Origin of the sequence: Rhodococcus sp. JS3073 (assembly GCF_026810085.1) — a bacterium.
Lineage (GTDB): Bacteria > Actinomycetota > Actinomycetes > Mycobacteriales > Mycobacteriaceae > Rhodococcus_F > Rhodococcus_F wratislaviensis.
The window spans coordinates 2221546-2239155 of sequence record NZ_CP113951.1; the positions used below are offsets into that span (position 1 = coordinate 2221546).

At 67.6% G+C, this 17610-nt stretch carries 19 protein-coding genes; 7 read left to right on the plus strand and 12 right to left on the minus strand.

From position 1 onward, the window contains the following. Positions 1 to 5 precede the first annotated feature (5 nt). A complete protein-coding gene (lpdA, locus tag OYT95_RS10130; protein ID WP_268791371.1) occupies positions 6 to 1415 on the plus strand; it encodes a dihydrolipoyl dehydrogenase in 1410 nt (469 codons plus the stop codon). A gap of 68 nt (positions 1416 to 1483) precedes the next feature. After that, complete coding sequence (lipA, locus tag OYT95_RS10135; RefSeq protein ID WP_268791372.1) at positions 1484 to 2500, plus strand: lipoyl synthase; 1017 nt, start codon at positions 1484 to 1486, stop codon at positions 2498 to 2500. Positions 2501 to 2554: 54 nt separating this feature from the next. Here lipA and OYT95_RS10140 read toward each other — a convergent pair whose 3' ends face one another. Beyond that, complete coding sequence (locus OYT95_RS10140) at positions 2555 to 3757, minus strand: GAF domain-containing protein (protein WP_442972556.1); 1203 nt, start codon at positions 3755 to 3757, stop codon at positions 2555 to 2557. Between the two features lie 183 nt (positions 3758 to 3940). On the opposite strand from OYT95_RS10140, the gene OYT95_RS10145 reads away from it, so the two are divergent. Together OYT95_RS10145 and OYT95_RS10150 are read left to right on the plus strand one after the other, a co-directional pair. After that, on the plus strand, positions 3941 to 4720 hold the full coding sequence (locus OYT95_RS10145; protein ID WP_268791373.1) for an acetoin reductase: 780 nt from the start codon (positions 3941 to 3943) through the stop codon (positions 4718 to 4720). A 94-nt stretch (positions 4721 to 4814) separates the two neighbouring features. Further along, positions 4815 to 5048: a hypothetical protein gene (locus OYT95_RS10150; RefSeq protein ID WP_128639718.1), complete on the plus strand. Its 234-nt coding sequence runs from the start codon at positions 4815 to 4817 to the stop codon at positions 5046 to 5048. A gap of 78 nt (positions 5049 to 5126) precedes the next feature. On the opposite strand, the gene katG is transcribed toward OYT95_RS10150, so the two are convergent. From katG to OYT95_RS10180, 6 genes are all read right to left on the minus strand, one after another. Continuing rightward, positions 5127 to 7355, minus strand: coding sequence for a catalase/peroxidase HPI (gene katG, locus OYT95_RS10155; protein ID WP_268791374.1), 2229 nt, complete (start codon positions 7353 to 7355; stop codon positions 5127 to 5129). 36 nt (positions 7356 to 7391) lie between these two features. Beyond that, positions 7392 to 7835, minus strand: coding sequence for a Fur family transcriptional regulator (locus OYT95_RS10160; RefSeq protein WP_005243590.1), 444 nt, complete (start codon positions 7833 to 7835; stop codon positions 7392 to 7394). A gap of 115 nt (positions 7836 to 7950) precedes the next feature. Further along, positions 7951 to 8562 carry a hypothetical protein gene (locus tag OYT95_RS10165; RefSeq protein ID WP_268791375.1) on the minus strand — a complete coding sequence of 204 codons (612 nt, stop codon included), beginning with the start codon at positions 8560 to 8562 and terminating at the stop codon, positions 7951 to 7953. A gap of 94 nt (positions 8563 to 8656) precedes the next feature. Then, on the minus strand, positions 8657 to 8812 hold the full coding sequence (locus tag OYT95_RS10170; protein ID WP_167344037.1) for a hypothetical protein: 156 nt from the start codon (positions 8810 to 8812) through the stop codon (positions 8657 to 8659). A 56-nt stretch (positions 8813 to 8868) separates the two neighbouring features. Beyond that, complete coding sequence (locus tag OYT95_RS10175) at positions 8869 to 9537, minus strand: response regulator transcription factor (RefSeq protein WP_268792228.1); 669 nt, start codon at positions 9535 to 9537, stop codon at positions 8869 to 8871. A 17-nt stretch (positions 9538 to 9554) separates the two neighbouring features. After that, on the minus strand, positions 9555 to 10895 hold the full coding sequence (locus tag OYT95_RS10180; protein ID WP_328286541.1) for a sensor histidine kinase: 1341 nt from the start codon (positions 10893 to 10895) through the stop codon (positions 9555 to 9557). Between the two features lie 16 nt (positions 10896 to 10911). On the opposite strand from OYT95_RS10180, the gene OYT95_RS10185 reads away from it, so the two are divergent. After that, positions 10912 to 11340: a hypothetical protein gene (locus OYT95_RS10185; RefSeq protein WP_037233188.1), complete on the plus strand. Its 429-nt coding sequence runs from the start codon at positions 10912 to 10914 to the stop codon at positions 11338 to 11340. A gap of 11 nt (positions 11341 to 11351) precedes the next feature. On the opposite strand, the gene OYT95_RS10190 is transcribed toward OYT95_RS10185, so the two are convergent. Together OYT95_RS10190 and OYT95_RS10195 are read right to left on the minus strand one after the other, a co-directional pair. After that, positions 11352 to 12134, minus strand: a complete 783-nt coding sequence (locus tag OYT95_RS10190; protein WP_268791377.1) for a TIM barrel protein — start codon at positions 12132 to 12134, stop codon at positions 11352 to 11354. 5 nt (positions 12135 to 12139) lie between these two features. After that, positions 12140 to 13195 (minus strand): Gfo/Idh/MocA family oxidoreductase, encoded by a 1056-nt coding sequence (locus OYT95_RS10195; RefSeq protein WP_128639722.1) that lies wholly within the window; start codon positions 13193 to 13195, stop codon positions 12140 to 12142. A gap of 142 nt (positions 13196 to 13337) precedes the next feature. On the opposite strand from OYT95_RS10195, the gene OYT95_RS10200 reads away from it, so the two are divergent. After that, a complete protein-coding gene (locus OYT95_RS10200) occupies positions 13338 to 14363 on the plus strand; it encodes a LacI family DNA-binding transcriptional regulator (protein ID WP_268791378.1) in 1026 nt (341 codons plus the stop codon). 45 nt (positions 14364 to 14408) lie between these two features. On the opposite strand, the gene OYT95_RS10205 is transcribed toward OYT95_RS10200, so the two are convergent. The 3 genes from OYT95_RS10205 to OYT95_RS10215 form a co-directional block, all read right to left on the minus strand. Continuing rightward, positions 14409 to 14789 (minus strand): VOC family protein, encoded by a 381-nt coding sequence (locus tag OYT95_RS10205; RefSeq protein WP_112298998.1) that lies wholly within the window; start codon positions 14787 to 14789, stop codon positions 14409 to 14411. Between the two features lie 81 nt (positions 14790 to 14870). Further along, a complete protein-coding gene (locus tag OYT95_RS10210; RefSeq protein ID WP_037233176.1) occupies positions 14871 to 15236 on the minus strand; it encodes a VOC family protein in 366 nt (121 codons plus the stop codon). A 9-nt stretch (positions 15237 to 15245) separates the two neighbouring features. Further along, on the minus strand, positions 15246 to 16166 hold the full coding sequence (locus OYT95_RS10215; protein WP_112298999.1) for a LysR family transcriptional regulator: 921 nt from the start codon (positions 16164 to 16166) through the stop codon (positions 15246 to 15248). Between the two features lie 122 nt (positions 16167 to 16288). On the opposite strand from OYT95_RS10215, the gene OYT95_RS10220 reads away from it, so the two are divergent. Beyond that, positions 16289 to 17599, plus strand: a complete 1311-nt coding sequence (locus tag OYT95_RS10220; RefSeq protein WP_037233173.1) for a CitMHS family transporter — start codon at positions 16289 to 16291, stop codon at positions 17597 to 17599. Positions 17600 to 17610 lie beyond the last annotated feature (11 nt).

A 17610-nucleotide genomic window follows, 5' to 3' on the forward strand; every position in this document is an offset into this window, starting at 1 on the left:
TATAGATGACTGACAAATACGATGTCCTGGTGATCGGAAGCGGCCCCGGCGGCTACGTCGCCGCCATCCGCGCCGCTCAGCACGGACTCCGCACCGCGGTGATCGAACGGGACCGGCTCGGCGGAATCTGCCTCAACTGGGGTTGCATTCCCACCAAGGCGCTGCTGCACGGCGCCGACGTTGCCCACACGCTGGCAAATCTGCGTCCCCTCGGATTCTCCACCAGCGGTGTGGAATTCGACATGGCACAACTGGTCGAGTTCAGCCGTGGGGTGTCGAGCCGGTTGTCCGACGGCATCGGATATCTGATGAAGAAGAACGGTATCGACGTGATCACCGGCACCGCACGCCTGACCGGAAAGGGTGTGGTGGGGGTTCGGGACAGCTCCGACTCGGCGTCGCCGCTCACCGAGTACCGGGCCGACCACATCATCCTGGCCACGGGTGCGCGCCCGCGGTCGGTGCCCGGGGTGACACCGGACGGCGATCGGGTCTGGACCTACTTCGACGCACTGGTTCCTCAGGACCTTCCGAAGTCGTTGCTGGTCATCGGTTCCGGCGCGATCGGTGTCGAGTTCGCCAGCCTCTACCACGATCTGGGCAGTGAGGTCACGCTCGTCGAGCTGGCACCGCAGATCATGCCCGTCGAGGATGCCGCGGTGGCCGGCCACGTGCGACGGCAGTTCGAGAAGCGCGGCATCGAGATCCACACCGGCGCCTCGGTATCCGAACTCACCGTCGGCGCGGACTCCGTATCCGTGACGGTGAGATCGGCGGACGGAACCCTCGAACAGCGTGTCGTGGAGCGGGTTCTCGTCGCAGCCGGCATCCAGGGCAACGTCGAGGAATTGGGGCTCGAGGACCTCGGCGTCGAGGTCGACCGCGGTTTCGTCACCACCGACCAGTGGTGCCGCACCACCGCATTCGGGGTCTACGCCATCGGTGACGTCGCAGGAGGCCCGTGCCTCGCTCACAAGGCCGGCCACGAAGGTGTGCTGTGTGTCGACAAGCTGGCGGGCACCCCGCACGTGAGACCGCTGGACAAGGATTATGTCCCCGGGTGCACGTACTCGAGACCCCAGGTCGCCAGCCTCGGCCTCACCGAGGACCAGGCGCGGGCGACCGGTCGTTCCCTGCAGATCGGGCAGTTCGATCTGCAGGCCTCCGGCAAGGCGCTCGCCATCGGTGAAGCGGACGGGTTCGTCAAGACCATCTTCGACGCCGACAGCGGCGAACTGCTGGGCGCCCACATGGTCGGTCCCGATGTCACCGAGCAGATCCAGGGCTTCGGCATCGCCCGATCCCTGGAGGCCACCGGTGACGATCTCGCGGAAGTGATCTTCGCGCACCCGACGCTGTCCGAGGCCATGCACGAATCGGTCCTGGCCGCGCTGGGTCGCCCGATCAACATGTAGCAATCCCGCCGAGCCGTGGTCGCCCTCCGGCACCACGGTTCGGCGGACCACCACCCAGGAATCGACACGTGACTGCCACACCAGAAACATCGTCCGACGCCGCGCAGGCCCCGCCCGGCCGCAAGCTGCTTCGACTGGAGATCCGGAATGCGGAGACTCCGATCGAACGCAAACCGAACTGGATCAAGACGAGAGCGAAGATGGGCCCGGAATACTCCGAGCTCAAAAGCCTCGTCAAACGCGAGGGTTTGCACACCGTCTGCGAAGAAGCCGGCTGCCCCAACATCTACGAATGCTGGGAAGACCGCGAGGCAACCTTCCTCATCGGCGGGCAGCAATGCACCCGCCGCTGCGACTTCTGCCAGATCGACACCGGCAAACCCGACGACCTCGACCGCGACGAACCCCGCCGCGTCGCCGAATCCGTCCAGGCGATGGGACTGCGCTACTCCACCATCACCGGCGTCGCCCGCGACGACCTCCCCGACGGCGGCGCCTGGCTCTACGCCGAAACCGTCCGCCTGATCCACCAGCTCAACCCCGGCACCGGCGTCGAACTGCTCATCCCCGATTTCAACGCCAAACCCGACCAGCTCGCCGAGGTGTTCTCCACCCGCCCCGAGGTGCTCGCCCACAACGTCGAAACCGTCCCCCGCATCTTCAAGCGGATCCGGCCCGCGTTCCGCTACCAGCGCAGCCTCGACGTGATCACCGCCGCCCGCGAGGACAACCTCGTCACCAAGTCCAACCTCATCCTCGGCATGGGCGAAACCCCCGACGAGGTCACCCAGGCGTTGCACGACCTGCACGACGCCGGCTGCGACATCATCACCATCACCCAGTACCTGCGCCCCTCCCCCCGCCACCACCCCGTCGAACGGTGGGTCAAGCCCGAGGAGTTCGTCGCGCACTCCAAGACGGCCGAGGAGATCGGATTCGCCGGCGTCATGGCCGGACCCCTCGTCCGCTCCTCCTACCGCGCCGGCCGCCTCTACGCACAGGCAGTGGCCCACCACGGCCGCGAACTCGCGGACCCGCTCACTCATCTCTCAGCCGTCGGACCCGACAGGAGCGTCGGCCCGTGATCAACGATTCGGGTCATCGGCGCTGCGTCAGCCACCTCGATCCGGAGCTTCCGCTCAATCGATGACATGCACGTCGACGCCGTCCGCGAACCGATACGGATGGGTGGACAGAACGGGGCCGAGACTCTTCCGGAGCCGGGAGATCTCGGCACGGACGGCCACCACGTGGTCGCGGTCACCGAACATCGCCACACTCAGTGACGCGGCATCGATTCCAGCGGAACCGGTTTCGGTCAGCAGTCGCAGGATCTGCGCGTGGCGGGGCGAGAGCGCTCGGGTCCAGCTCGTGTCGCCTCGCACCGTTGCGCGCGGGGTGTCACCGAGATCGAGTTCCACTGCGATGGCCGTCCGCCTGCCCCCGCGTCGCACCAGCCAGCCGTCACCGAGCGGTTCCGGCATGCACAACCCCAACCCGGGCACGAACAGCGGCGTGCCGGGGCACGGGGGTGCCACCCGCTCGGGGACGGCGAGGCCGCGGGCGTCGGCGACCCAACCGTGCCGGTCGACCACGAGGGCCGGACCGACGGTCGCCCCGAGCACAGGTGCGGCATGACCTCGCAGCTTCTCCAGAGTGATCATGTGTTCCTGCCACAGCGTGGCTTCGGCCAACCGGACCGCCGTCTGCACCAGTGCCACCGTCGTCGGATGCACCGACATCGCCGAGCCACTGATGTCGACCACGCCGAGCACCTCGCCGCTCCGTGGATCGTGCACCGGAGACCCCGTGCACGACCACCCGCAGTGCGACCGTGCGTAGTGTTCGGCCGAGAACAGCTGCACGGGAGCATTTTCCACCAACGCTGTTCCGATGGAGTTCGTGCCCACCGCCCCCTCGGACCACCGGGCGCCCTCCATGAACCCCAGCGCGTCCGCGGCCTTCCGCACCCCGCGTGCCCCCTCCCGCCACAGCACCACCCCGTCGGCGTCTGCGATCACCACGATGAAGTTCGCGTCTTCCGCCACCAGGGTCAACGTGTTGCGAAGCTCCGGGAGGACCGATCGCAGGGCAGTACGCGTGCGCCGGGCCTCGACCTCGGCGTAGTCGGCGAGCACCACGTCCTCGCAGCGGTCGGGGCTGATCCCGTCCGCCTGCAGCCGCGACCACGACCGGCCGACGACGTCGCGCGGTTGCGCGGGCGGTTGCCGACCCGACAGCACGGCCTCGTGCACTTGACTCAACAACCTCGCGTGCCGGGGCAGATCGACGCCGGAGCCGACAGCGGGAAGGCGGTGTCGAACCGAACCGGTGGTACTCACCCGGCCGAGCCTACCGCTGCTACGGGCACCGAACCAAGGGCCGGATTCCGGTCATTTCCATTGGGGGCAAACACAATCGACAACGAGCGAATTCGCATTGCAACCGAGTGCAACCCTTGCAGACCCGCTGTCGATGATGCTTGGCTCCTCTGTGAGGACGGTCACAATGGACAGGAGTCACGGATGAGCATCAAGGGCAAAGTCGCGTTGATCACCGGCGCGGGCCAAGGCATCGGACGCGCGATCGCGTTGCGACTGGCGTCGGACGGCGCCGACATCTCGCTCGTCGACGTCAACGGCGACCGGGTCGATGCGGTGGCCGACGAGGTCCGGGCCGTGGGCGCGAGGGCGATCTCACTGGTCGCCGACGTGACGGACCGCGATCAGGTGCAGACCGCTGTCGACCGGACCGAGCGCGAGCTGGGCGGCTTCGACATCATCGTCAACAACGCGGGAATCGCCCAGGTCAACCCGATCGCCGACGTGACACCCGAGGAGGTCTACCGGATCCTCGCCGTGAACGTCGAAGGCGTGCTGTGGGGAATCCAGGTCGGGGCAGCCAAGTTCCGGGAACTCGGACATGGTGGAAAGATCATCAACGCGTCGTCGATCGCCGGCCACGAGGGTTTCCCGATGCTCGGCGTGTACTCGGCGACCAAGTTCGCGGTCCGCGGACTCACCCAGGCCGCGGCCAAGGAGTACGCATCCGACGGCATCACCGTCAACGCCTACTGCCCCGGCGTCGTCGGCACCGACATGTGGGTCACCATCGACGAGCGTTTCGCGGCCCTCACCGGCGCGCCGAAGGGTGCCACGTTCGACAAGTTCGTCGGCGGCATCGCCCTCGGCCGCGCGCAGACGCCCGAGGACGTCGCGGCGTACGTGTCGTATCTGGCCGGGCCCGATTCCGACTACATGACCGGGCAGGCGGGACTGATCGACGGCGGCCTGGTGTACCGATAGGTCGCCGCTCGACCCCCGGGTTTCATACGCGGATCCGCGGGTAGACAGACGTAGTGGTGATGCGACAGCGCGTCCGGGGATGAATAGGGCAGCCATGAACGTCGAGGACCTCGTCAAACGCACCGCGCGGTTGCGTACCGATCTGCAAGCGCTCGAAGACCGGATCAAGGAGTTGACCGACGCGTTCGACCTACTCGACAGCACAACCACCGGCGCTTCGCGGGAACAGGTGATCGACAGCCTCAGCGACGCCCGACTCGACCTGAGCACCGCGGACAGGCACCTCGAGACCGCGGTCCGTAACGCCGAGAAACTGTCGACCAACTGAACCCGGCACCCGGCGAGTATCAACTCGCGGGTGCCGGGCCAGTTCAGGATTGATCGGCCCTGGACCGATCAACCGTCATCAGTCGAGGTCGAACCGGTCGAGGTTCATCACCTTGTTCCAGGCAGAAACGAAGTCCTGCACGAACTTCTGCTGCGCATCGTCGGTGGCATACACCTCGGCGAGAGCGCGCAGCTGCGAGTTCGAACCGAACACGAGATCGACGGCGGTGGCGGTCCACTTGGCGTCACCCGTCACACGGTCGGTGCCTTCGTAGACGTTCTCGGCCGAGGCCGCTCCCTTCCACTGCGTACCCATGTCGAGGAGGTTGACGAAGAAGTCGTTGGTCAACGCCTCCGGCCGGTCGGTGAAGACGCCGTGCTTCGTCTGGCCGAAGTTGGCGTTCAGTGCACGCAGGCCACCGACGAGAACCGTCATTTCCGGAGCGGTCAGGTTCAACATGTACGCCCGGTCGACCAGAAGTGCCTCGGCAGGCAACTTCTCTCCCTCTCGGAGGTAGTTGCGGAACCCGTCGGCCCTCGGCTCGAGTACGGCGAACGACTCCACATCGGTCTGCTCCTGTGTGGCGTCGGTACGACCCGGCGTGAACGGGACCGTGACGTCTTGGCCGGCGTTCTTCGCCGCCTTCTCGACCGCCGCGGCGCCGGCGAGCACGATCAGGTCCGCGAGCGAGACCTTTACCCCGCCGGACTGCGACGAGTTGAAGTCCTGCTGGATCTGTTCGAGGGTCTGCAGGACCGTCGCCAGCTCAGTGGGGTTGTTGATCTCCCAATCCTTCTGCGGCGCAAGCCGGATTCGCGCCCCGTTGGCGCCGCCACGCATGTCGGTGCTGCGGTGGGTCGCTGCCGACGCCCAGGCGGTCGACACCAGCTGGGAGATGGACAGGCCCGAGTCGAGGATCTTGCCCTTGAGCGCGGCGATCTCGCTGTCACCGATCAGCTGGTGATCGACTGCGGGGACCGGGTCCTGCCACAGCTGCGCCTCCGGAACCCACGGGCCGAGGTAGCGCGTGACGGGCCCCATGTCGCGATGCAGGAGCTTGTACCACGCCTTGGCGAACTCCTCGGCGAACTCCTCCGGGTGATCGAGCCAACGCCGGGTGATCTTCTCGTAGGCCGGGTCGATGCGCAGGGAGAGGTCCGTGGTCAGCATCGTGGGAGCACGCCCCGCCGACGAATCGAACGGGTCGGGGATCGTGCCCGCGCCTGCGCCGTCCTTCGCGGTCCACTGCCAGGCACCCGCGGGACTCTTGGTCAGCTCCCACTCGTAGCCGTACAGGACTTCGAGGAAGCTGTTGTCCCACTTCGTCGGCGTGGGGGTCCACACGACCTCGAGACCACTGGTGATCGCGTCCTTGCCCACGCCGGTACCGTAGGCACTCTTCCAGCCCAGGCCCTGCTGCTCGATCGGGGCGCCTTCCGGTTCCGGACCGACCAGGTCGGCGTCGCCTGCGCCGTGAGTCTTGCCGAAGGTGTGGCCGCCTGCGATCAGCGCGGCGGTTTCCACGTCGTTCATCGCCATGCGGCCGAACGTCTCCCGGATGTCGCGGGCGGCTGCCAGCGGATCCGGCTGGCCATTGGGCCCCTCCGGGTTCACGTAGATGAGACCCATCTGCACCGCCCCGAGCGGACCCGAGAGTTCGCGATCGCCGCTGTAGCGCTCGTCGCCCAGCCAGGTGTCCTCGGGACCCCAGTACATCTCCTCGGGCTCCCAGATGTCCTCGCGGCCGAATCCGAACCCGAAGGTCTTGAACCCCATCGACTCCAGGGCACAGTTGCCGACGAAGACGAGGAGGTCCGCCCAGGAAATCTGCTTGCCGTACTTCTGCTTCACCGGCCAGAGCAGCCGGCGGGCCTTGTCGAGGCTCGCGTTGTCGGGCCAGCTGTTGAGGGGGGCGAAACGCTGGGCGCCCTGACCACCACCGCCGCGACCGTCCGCGATGCGGTAGGTGCCGGCGGCGTGCCAGCTCAGCCGGATGAAGAGGCCGCCGTAGTGGCCGTAGTCGGCGGGCCACCAGTCCTGCGAGGTCGTCATCAGATCGATGACGTCGCGCTTGAGTGCCTCGACGTCGAGCTTGGCGAACTCCTCGGCGTAGACGAAGTCCTCGCCCATCGGGTTCGACTTGGACGTGTGGGCGTGCAACACCGACGGCTCCGGCTGGTTCGGCCACCAGTCGCGGTTCGATCTCGGGCGGTTCGCCGCCGGAGTGGGAGACGGGATTACGGGGTTTTCACTTTCACTGGTGCTCTGAGTGTTTCCCTCATGAGCGACCGGGCAGCTATCGGACACAACATTCCTTCCGGGAGAGACCAAATTGGGCTGTGGTCATGGGTTCGATCGAGAAGTCTGTGATGTCGAGCAGTCGGGGCACAGACCCCAGTAGATGACCTCGGCCTCCTCGACGAGGAAACCGTTGTCGTCGGACGCGGTCAGACAGGGTGCCTCGCCGACGGCACAGTCGACGTCCGCAATGACCCCACACGACCGGCAGATGACGTGGTGGTGATTGTCTCCGACCCGCGACTCGTAACGAGCAACGGAGCCGGGCGGCTGAATCCGCCGCACCAGTCCCACAGCGGTCACTGCGTGCAGCACGTCGTACACGGCCTGCCGGGACACCCCTTCCAGAACGGTGCGCACCGCTCCGAAAATCGTCTCCGTGTCAGCGTGTGGACGCGCGTGCACGGCCTCCAACACCGCGACCCGCGGGCGGGTCACGCGAAGCTCAGCCCCGCGCAGCAGCGCTGCGTAATCCGGCATCGACGGCACCCACCCACTATGACTTACTTTTCTGGACTCAGCCAAGACTTTGCGGAAAACAATTTGCCGTGACTCCGACTCACGCATAACCTCGGGTCGGCTGCCCGCGGCTCCGGCAAACCCTTCAGGGAAGCTCGAAGGTGACGACGACGGAGGGCACCGAATCCGGCGCAAACAGTCCGATGGTGCCGCCCGACGGCACGAGGGAAAGTCCGCCGCCTCCGCCTCCCGGCGGCTCGTCCGCCTCGTCGGTGCCGCCGATCCGTCCCCCGGCGGCACCTCCACCACCGCCGTACCAGCCGGCTCCGCCTCCACCCCCGGCCGCGATGACCAGCGGCAGGTCGATACGATGCGGAACCAGCACGCTCGACCTTCCGGTATCGAGGACGAAGGACGAAAGACCGCCCCCGTCACCGCCGTTGACGTTCGGCGGAGTGGTGTGGCGGCGCCAGTCGGTGGTGCCGCCGCTGCCCCCGCCGCCCTCGACCTGCGTCAGAGCGTCCGACCCGCCGCCGTGACCGTTCTCGCCGACCCGGACGTACACCGTCGATCCCGGAACGAGCCACGCGTCACCACCGGCGACCGCTCCCCTGCCACCGGGAGCGACCGTGCCGCAACAGCTGTCACCGCCGCGACCGCCGACCGCCTCGATGTGCACCGTCCAGACGCCGTCGGGAATCGTCAGCGGCACACCGCGGATACCGCGCTTCGACTCCAACCGCGCACGGAATCTCACGCACGATCCTTCGATACGACACGGCCGCAACGTGACTGGGCCGTCGGCCGGGAGACTCGATTCGTTGGCCGGATGTGCGGCCTCGTGCGGGCCGTCAGTACCAGTACTGTCGTCCGCCCACCTTGCGGCCCCGCAATCCGACGAGCAGGAGAACGAGACCGACGACGCCGACGACGAGGCCCGCGATCCACAGTGACGAGATCTTGACGACCAAGCCGATGACGATGAGAACCACACCGATTGCGATCATGATCGATTCCTTCGTGGGGGGGTGGACGAATAGTAAACGCAGAATGCGGCCCGGCGTCAGGAAACTCGATCCGGGCCGGTGTCGCCCGGGGAAACGATGCGGTGATCGAAGGCGTACACGATGGCGGCCGCGCGGTCGCGGAGATCGAGTTTGAGGAAGATGTGCCCGACGTGGCTCTTCACCGTCACGCCCGAGATCCCCAGCTCCCGCCCGATCTCACTGTTGCTGTGCCCACGCCCGATGAGCGCGAACACATCGAGTTCCCGCGCGGTCAACTCGGAGAGGCGGCTCCGGCCCCCGTCGGACGACGGGGCGACGGTGCGGTACGTGGCGAGAACGCGTCCCGTCACTGCGGGGTCGAGGCAGGCGCCGCCCTCGGCGACGGTACGTACGGCACGAATCAGGTCCTCGGCCGGCGAATCCTTGAGGATGAACCCCGCCGCACCTGCGCGGAGCGATCCGGACAGCAGTTCGTCGTCGTCGAACGTGGTGAGCACCAGCACCGGCGGCGGCGCAGCGCCCGACCGGAGATCGCGGGTCGCGCGAATGCCGTCGACTTTCTTCATCCGGAGGTCCATGAGCACGACGTCCGGGGTGTGCTCCGCCACCGCGCCCGGCACCTCCGAGCCGTCGGCGCATTCACCGACGATCACGAAACCGTCCTTTCGCCGCAGGATCCGGCGCAGCCCCGACCGCACCAGTTCCTGGTCGTCGACCAGCAGCACCCTGATCTCCGGGCCCGTCACGACAGCCCCGGGATGTGACGGAGGATCGCCGGCCGGCAGGAGTCCCGGGGCAACGGAACCGCGGCGTGCACCGACCATCCCCTGCCGTCTGGGCCGGCGCGGAGCTTGCCGCCGAGCAGCGCGGCGCGCTCGCGCATGCCCCGCAGGCCGGAACCGGGTGAGCCGTTCGGTGGTGCTACCCGACCTCGGGTCGGGTTGCGGATCTCCAGGATCACACGTTCCGGCTCGATCGTGAGCCGGATGTCGGCGCTCGCACCGGGTGCATGTTTGGCGACGTTCGCCAGCGACTCCTGCGTGATGCGGTAGATGCCGAGTCCGACCGTGCCGGTCACCGCGGAGAGGTTTCCGCGCATGTCGAAGGCCACCGGCAGACCCGCACGGCGGAAGTCGTCGACCAGATCGGGAAGATCGGCGGCACTCGGCTCGGGACGGGTGCCGGCCGGGCCTGCGTCGAGCAACCCGACGGTACGCCGGATGTCGGCCATCGCCTGCCGCCCGAGTCGCTCGGCGTCGGAGAGCGCATCCACCGCGTCGTCGACGTCGCGGTCCTGCTCGAGCGCGCGACGGGCCGCGGTCAGATGCAGCAGCGTGATGCTCAGCGAGTGGGCGATGACGTCGTGAACCTCGCGAGCGATTCGCTGGCGCTCACGTGTGGCGGCCTGCTCGGATTGGATCGCCTTCGAGGCCCGCTCCTGGTGAAGGAGACGCAACTGCGTGAGCATCAGGTAACCGAAGGCCCAGCCCAGCACGACGCCGGCGAGAGCGTACGGCGCACCGTCGAGTCGGCCCGTCAGTGCAAACGCAGACAGGACTGCCATCGCGGCGGCCAAGGTGGCGAGGCTGACGGCCAGTGACGCCGTTGCCGCGACCTCGGCGGTCAGGATCACCAGGATGAGCGGAGCGAAGTCGAACGCGGTGTCAGGCTGCTGCAGGAGCAACAGTGCGGCCGCCGCGATGACGACGACGGCCAGGAACGGACGCGGAAGCACCACCCCCGGTCTGATCATGTCTCCCGCAACGGGGGTCACCGCGGCGACCAGGCCACACAGCAGGACCCACCCCGGCGGAACGAAGCCGTCGCGTTGCGCGACAGCGGCACCGGCGATGACGACGACGGCGATGTGCGCGAACACCGGCACAGCGAGCGGATAGTCGTACTCACTCTCCGCCACGCGTCGACGAAAAAATGTCGTCACCTGCACACGACCAGCGTAGGCGAAGACCCACCCGCACCGCGTCGTCTCCGGAGCGGAGACCCCCTCCGCCCACGGTAGGAGACGAGAACGCGACCGTGGCACGGCGAAACCGCTGCCGCGGATCCGTAGCGTTGCCGTCATCAACGGAACTACGGAGGTGGCCGAGATGTCGTGGAACGATTTCCGTGCACGCCGGGCGGTACTGGAAGAGATCCTGGCGCGGGCGCACGTCGACCCCGTGCCGGCGTTGCGGTTCGGCGAAGTACCCGGCGCGATCGAGCTTTTCGGCTCGGCGGACAACATCCTGCTCGCACTTCAGCACCGCTGGAGCAACCACCTCGCGGCCCGCCTCGACCAGGCGGTCGAGGACGGCACCCCCTTGAATGCGGCGTGGCGGGCGTTGGCCGCCGAGCAACCGGCGTTGCGCGCGCTCCTCGACACCGCGGCCGCCTCCTCCCTGCTGTTGCGCGGGTCCCAGCGCGCGGAGCAGCGGATGATCGAGGCCCACCACACCGGACGACTGTCCGGCCACGCGATCGAGCAGCGGCCGATCGGCGCGCGAACGCCGACGATGACCCACGTGTGACAGGCGGACTGCTACGGCCGACCGAATGCCGCCTCGAACGCGTCGAGCGCGTCGTCCGAATCGTTCTTCGCCCACCCTTCGAGTCCGACGACGCCGGTATTGCCGATGTCGCGGAGGGCGGCGCCGACAGCCGGGTAGTGGATTTCGCCGGTTCCGGGTTCGCAGCGCCCCGGGACGTCGGCGACCTGGATCTCCCCGATGTAGGGCAGCGCCTTTCGGACGAGTTCGATGAGGTTTCCCTCGCCGATCTGGGCGTGATAGAGATCGAGATTCATGCGCAGGTGGGGGCTGTCGACCGCCTGGACGAGAGCGAGAGTGTCGGCCGCGGTCGCGAACGGGGTGCCGGGATGATCGACGGCGAGGTTGAGGTTCTCGAGCGTGAACACCCGCCCCGCCTGTTCGCCGAGTTCGGCGATCTTCCGCAGGGTGCCGGCGGCGGTGAGCCACATTGCGGGCGTGACTGTTTCGACCGGTCGGACCGGCAGTCCCCGGTTGTCGAGTCCGGTTCCGTGCAGGTTCAACCGCGGGCAGTCGAGCCGTTTCGCGACGTCGAGGGACTGCTGCGCCGTGGTGAGCAGCGCCTCGATGCCGTCGGGTTCGGTGAGGTCGCCCTCCAGATAGCCGGTCATCGAGGAGAATTCGGCACCGCTGGCGGCGAGCGCGTCGATGTCCTTGGTGGACCAGTCCCAGATCTCGACCTGCAGTCCGCGTTCGGCGATGCGGTGCACGCGGTCCAGGAACGGCAGGTCGAGGTAGAGCATTTCGGCGCTGGCAGCGAGCGCGTACGTGGCCATCGGTGTCACCGGTCCAGGTCGACGGCGGAGCCGGTCTCTACGCTGCGGATGGCGGCGAGTGCGATCGACAGCGCGGTGCGGGCGTCCTGACCTGTGACGACGGCCGGTGTGTGAGTGCGGATCGCGTCGACGAAAGCGGTCAGTTCCCCCACGTACGCGGAGTGCAGGAGGTCGGTGTCGCGGCGCGCGGTGTCGGCGTGCAGCCCGTCGGGTCCGTAATAGGTCATGTCGGTGCTGAGCCCACTGCCTGCGGTGACCATGCCGCCGGAGCCGAATACCTCGGCGCGCACGTCGTATCCGTACAGCGCGCTGAAGCTTGCCTCCGCGGTGGCGATGGCACCGTTGTCGAATTGGACGGTCACCACCGCGGTGTCGAGGTGCCCTGCGCTCTTGGCGTCCGGTCGCACCAGGGCGTCGGCGACCGCCTGCACCCGCACCGGGCGTGCGCCGGGGTTGAGGAAGCAGAGAGTGTCGAAGTCGTGAATGAGCGTTTCCAGGAAGATCGTCCACTGCGGAACCCGTGCCGGGTCGGCGGTATACGGTCCGGGATCGCGGGTCAGGGAACGCAGCAGGTGCGGGGTCCCGACTTTCTGCGCGTCGATCGCGGCGCGGGCGGCGGCGAATCCGGGAGCGAATCGGCGATTGAAGCCGACCTGCAGGACGATGCCTGCGTCGGCGGCCGCCGCGATGGCGCGGTCGGCGTCGTCGAGAGTGACTGCCATCGGCTTCTCGACGAACACGTGCTTGCCGGCGGCCGCGGCCGCGACGACCAGGTCCGTATGACTCCGCGCGGGGGCGGTGATCAGCACCGCATCGACCTCGTCGCTGGTGAGGACGTCGTCGACGATCGTGGTGGCGAGCGGCGCCCCCAACGTGGTGGCGAGACGCTGCGCGGACTCACCGACCGGGTCGCTGACCGCGACGAGCGACGCCCCCGGGACCAGGCGGGCCACGATCTCCGCGTGATTCGAGCCGATGCGTCCGGCACCGATCGTCGCGATGCGGACCGGGTGGGAAGCGGGCGCCGTCGGGTGGACGGTTGCGGCTTCAGTGAGTGACATGGGTGCGCTCCAGTGCAGAGGAAGGGTGGAGGTCGAGGCGAACTAGTACGTTCTAGTTTCAGACCGTAGATCTCGTGCGATCATTGGTCAAGAGCAGCTTCGAGCGGAACAGCGCGGGGCCGGGAAGACAGGAGCCGTGCACGTGGTCGAACCGGTGGCGGGATCGACCGGTGGCGCCCGCCCGACGATGGGCGACGTCGCGCGCGCGGCAGGAGTCTCCACAGCGCTCGTCTCGATCGTGATGCGCGGCGTCCCCGGCGCCAGCGAGGCCACTCGCAGGCGGGTGCTCGACATCGCCGACGAGATGGGCTACGTCCCCGATCGTCGCGCACAGAAACTGCGCCAGGCCAGTTCCCGATTGCTCGGAGTCGTATTCGAACTGCAGCAGCCGTTCCACGGCGATCTCGTCGAACAGATCTACGCGGCGGCCACCCGCCGGGGTTACGACGTGATGCTCAGCGCGGTTGCCCCGAGTCGCGCAGAGAAGGTCGCCGTCCAGGCGCTCATGCGCGAGCGCTGCGAGGCCGCGATCCTCCTCGGCACCCGGTTCGACACCGATGAACTCGGCGCGCTGGCCGACCGCGTGCCCTCCCTCGTCGTGGCGCGCGCAAGCGGCCTGCCCGGAGTCGGCGCCGTACGGGGCGACGACGTCGCAGGCATCACCCTGGCCGTCGACCATCTCACCGAGCTCGGGCACCGGAACATCGCCCACATCGACGGCGCCGACGCTCCCGGCGGCGCCGACCGGCGGGCCGGCTTCCTGGCCGCGATGGACCGGCACGGACTGTCGGCTTCGGCTACGGTTGTGGCCGGCGGTACGACGGAAACCGAAGGCGCAGAAGGCATGCACACACTTCTGGAGATGGCCACTCCCCCGACCGCCGTCGTCGCCTTCAACGACCGGTGCGCCACCGGCGTACTCGACCTACTGGTCCGCCGTGGCCGGGACGTGCCCGCGGACATCTCCGTCGTGGGCTACGACGACTCCCGCCTGGCGAGGATTCCGCACGTGCAGATGACGACCATCTCGCAGGACGCCACGCACATGGCCGAGGCCGCCGTCGACGGAGCGCTGGCTCAGATCGCCGGCGACAAGGCGGTCGACCTCGTGCTCGCGCCGCACCTCGTCCGCCGCGCGACCACCGGCCCTGTCGCACACCACGACTGAGGTCAGGAGCCTGCGTAACTGGTGTCGAGATGCGACCGATGAGCATCAGAGTGGGCCCAAGCGGGCCCTGAGCAGGCAGAACTCATTGCCTTCGGGGTCGGCCAGGACATGCCACTGCTCCTGCCCCGTCTGGCCGATGTCGGCCGGGCGCGCACCGAGCTTCAGAAGGCGGTCGAGCTCGGCGTCCTGATCGCGGTCGGTGGCGTTGACGTCGATGTGCAGCCGGGATTTCCCCTTCTCCGGGTCATCCCTGCGACTGAGGATGATCGTCGGCTGCGGACCGCCGAACCCTTCGCGCGGTCCGATCTCCAGCGATCCGTCGTCCTCGCGATCGAGCACGACGAAGTCGAGGACCTCGCACCAGAACCGCGCCAGCACCTCAGGGTCGCGGCAGCCGAGCACGAGCTCACTGATACGACATGCCATGAGCGACACCTGCTCTCAGCACGGCCGTTGGCCATGCAGTAGGGAAACCGTTTTCGAGACACGACATAGATCTGCCGGACACTAGGCCGACGACCAGACACCGAGTTCGTTGCCACTCGGATCGGTGAAGTGGAAGCGGCGCCCGCCGGGAAAGTCGTACGGGCCGTTGACGACGGTGCCGCCCGCCGCCCGCACCGCATCCACCGAAGCGTCGAGATCCACCGAGTACAGCAACACCAGCGGTCCGCCTGCCGGTTTCCGTTCCGGCACCTGCAGCAGGCCGCCGACCTCCTCACCGTCCGCACCGACGATGCCCGCGTACTGCGGGCCGTAGGAGTTGAACTCCCAGCCGAATGCCGAGCGGTAGAACGCTTCCGCGTCCGCGAGGTCCGTGACCGACAACTCCACGTAGTTCAGTCGATGGTGATCTGGGGCTGAAGGTGACATGCCGGAACTCTAGCCGGAATCGGCTCCTCGATCAGGAGTTCGGTCGGCGAGAAGCATGTTCACGAAACCGCGGGTGCTCGCCGTCTGGGGTCGGCCGGCGACCTGGACGAGTGAAATGGTGCGTTCGACCGTCGGCTGCAGCGGTATGTGGACGAGACCGGCGAACGAGATCATGGGAAGCACGAGTTCGGGTACCGCGGTGACACCGAGCCCGGCCGCCGCCAATCCCGCTACCGCGCCGATGTTCTGAGCCTGCATGACGGGCCCGAGTTCGATGCGTGCGTCCTCGACGGCCCGGCGGACGGGCGCCGCGATGCTGCTCTCGGGTCCGAACGCGATGAACGGCTGTCCGGCGAGATCCGACCACCGCAGTACCGGCCGATCGGCGAACGGATGTGTCGGCGCGACGGCGCAATAGAAGGAGTCGCTCGTCAGGACGTCCTGTTGCAGTCCGGGCAGAAGCCCCGAGGTGGTGACCAGGGCGAGGTCGACCGTGCCCGAGTACACGGCGTCGAGAACCTCCTGCCGTAGTCCGTCCCGTATCTGGAGCCGCACGTCGGGGTGCTGCTCGCGGAAGCTCACCACGTAGGGAGGAAGGAACGTGGCCGCGAGCGAGGGCAGGCAGGCCACCGTCACGATTCCGCGGTCACCGGTGACGAATCGTTCGATCTGCGTGAGCCCGTCGTCGAAGTCGTGGAGCATCCGCCGGGCGTGCTCGATGATCTCGTGCCCGTGCGTGGTCAGCTCGACGCGGCGAGTGGTGCGTTCGAACAGCGTGACGTCGAGTCTGCGCTCGGCCTCGGCGACCGAGCGGCTCAGCGAGGACTGAGACACGTCGAGTGCGTGTGCCGCCGCGGTGAAGCTCGCGTAGTCGGCGATGGCGACGATGCTCCTCAGGTGTGAAATCCCGAGATTGATGCTCATGCGCATCAGTATGGCCGGTATCCTGCGCGATCGATTCATGACTTGAACTCATGAATCGATCGTTCATTGATATTTGACGCACATTTGTGAGGCGCGCGACACTGAGACTCCATTTCGAAGGAGGTCACATGGTTGCCGCGCTCGGGTTCGCCACCATCGCTTGTTTCCTGGCGCTCGCGTTCAGCCGACGGGTCTCGGTGCTCGTCGCACTGATCCTCGTTCCCGTCGCGTTCGCAATCGTGGGCGGATGGGCACCCGACCTCGGGGAGATGGTCGGCGACGGCCTACTGAAGGTCGCGCCCGTCGCCATCATGATCGCCTTCGCCGTCCTGTATTTCAGCCTGATGGTCGACGTGGGACTGTTCGACCCGGCGATCCGCCGGATCGTCCGGTGGGCAGGGGGCAATCCCACCAAGATCGCCGTCGGAACCGCGGTGCTGACCCTGCTCGTCGCGCTCGACGGCGACGGAACCTCGACCTTCCTGATCACCATTTCGGCGTTGCTGCCCATCTACCAGAAACTCGGGATGCGCCCGGTCGTGCTGACCGGCATCGTGTGCCTGGCTGCGGGACTGATGAACATGATTCCGTGGGGCGGACCGACCGTCCGCGCCATGGCCGCGCTCGACCTGACCAGCGCCGACATCTTCACGCCGGTCCTGCCCGCGATGGGCGCCGGAATCCTGTGGGTCCTGTTCGCCGCCTACATGATCGGCCGCACGGAACGTAAACGGCTCGGCGTCACCGAACTGGCATCTCCCGGCGGCGGTGGTCCCGGCACGCCGCACGTCTCCGACGCGCCGGTGCGCACCGGACGCCAACGGGCGGTGATGGCGTTCAATACCGTGCTCACCCTCGTTCTGATCGTGATCCTGCTGTTCCAGCTCGTGCCGCTGGAGGTGGCCTTCGCCATCGCATTCGCACTCGCGCTCGCCGTCAACCGCCCGAAGTGGGACGACCAGCAGGCCCTGTTCGCGAAGCACGGCGGCAACGTCACCATGGTGGTGGCGATGATCCTCGCGGCAGGCGTGCTCACCGGAATCCTCAACGGCACCGGGATGATCACCGCGATGGCGCAGACCTTCGTCTCCTGGATTCCGCAGTCCGCCGGCTCCCTGATCCCCGTCATCACCGCCGTCACGTCGATGCCGCTCAGTCTGGTCTTCACCCCGGACGCCTACTACTTCGGCGTCGTCCCGGTGCTCGCGGAAACCACGGCATCGTTCGGAGGCGACCCCGCGGAGATCGGCCGCGCCGCCATCCTCGGCCAGATGACCACCGGATTCCCGCTCAGCCCGCTGACCGCGGCGACGTTCATCCTGATCGGGCTGAGCAAGGTGGACCTCGGCAAGCACCAGCGGTTCATCTTCGGCTGGGCCTTCGGGACCACGATCGTGATGACCGTCGTGGCGCTGCTCACCGGAGCCATCTCACTGTGATCGGCCGCGAC

Coding starts and splice junctions, on each gene's coding strand:
- OYT95_RS10195 (WP_128639722.1), bottom strand. CDS start 13,195: ATGTCACTCACTGAAGCCGCAACCGTCCACCCGACGGCGCCCGCTTCC.
- OYT95_RS10170 (WP_167344037.1), bottom strand. CDS start 8,812: ATGATCGCAATCGGTGTGGTTCTCATCGTCATCGGCTTGGTCGTCAAG.
- OYT95_RS10145 (WP_268791373.1), top strand. CDS start 3,941: ATGAGCATCAAGGGCAAAGTCGCGTTGATCACCGGCGCGGGCCAAGGC.
- OYT95_RS10220 (WP_037233173.1), top strand. CDS start 16,289: ATGGTTGCCGCGCTCGGGTTCGCCACCATCGCTTGTTTCCTGGCGCTC.
- OYT95_RS10215 (WP_112298999.1), bottom strand. CDS start 16,166: ATGCGCATGAGCATCAATCTCGGGATTTCACACCTGAGGAGCATCGTC.
- OYT95_RS10180 (WP_328286541.1), bottom strand. CDS start 10,895: ATGACGGCAACGCTACGGATCCGCGGCAGCGGTTTCGCCGTGCCACGG.
- OYT95_RS10190 (WP_268791377.1), bottom strand. CDS start 12,134: ATGGCCACGTACGCGCTCGCTGCCAGCGCCGAAATGCTCTACCTCGAC.
- OYT95_RS10210 (WP_037233176.1), bottom strand. CDS start 15,236: ATGTCACCTTCAGCCCCAGATCACCATCGACTGAACTACGTGGAGTTG.
- lpdA (WP_268791371.1), top strand. CDS start 6: ATGACTGACAAATACGATGTCCTGGTGATCGGAAGCGGCCCCGGCGGC.
- OYT95_RS10150 (WP_128639718.1), top strand. CDS start 4,815: ATGAACGTCGAGGACCTCGTCAAACGCACCGCGCGGTTGCGTACCGAT.
- OYT95_RS10205 (WP_112298998.1), bottom strand. CDS start 14,789: ATGGCATGTCGTATCAGTGAGCTCGTGCTCGGCTGCCGCGACCCTGAG.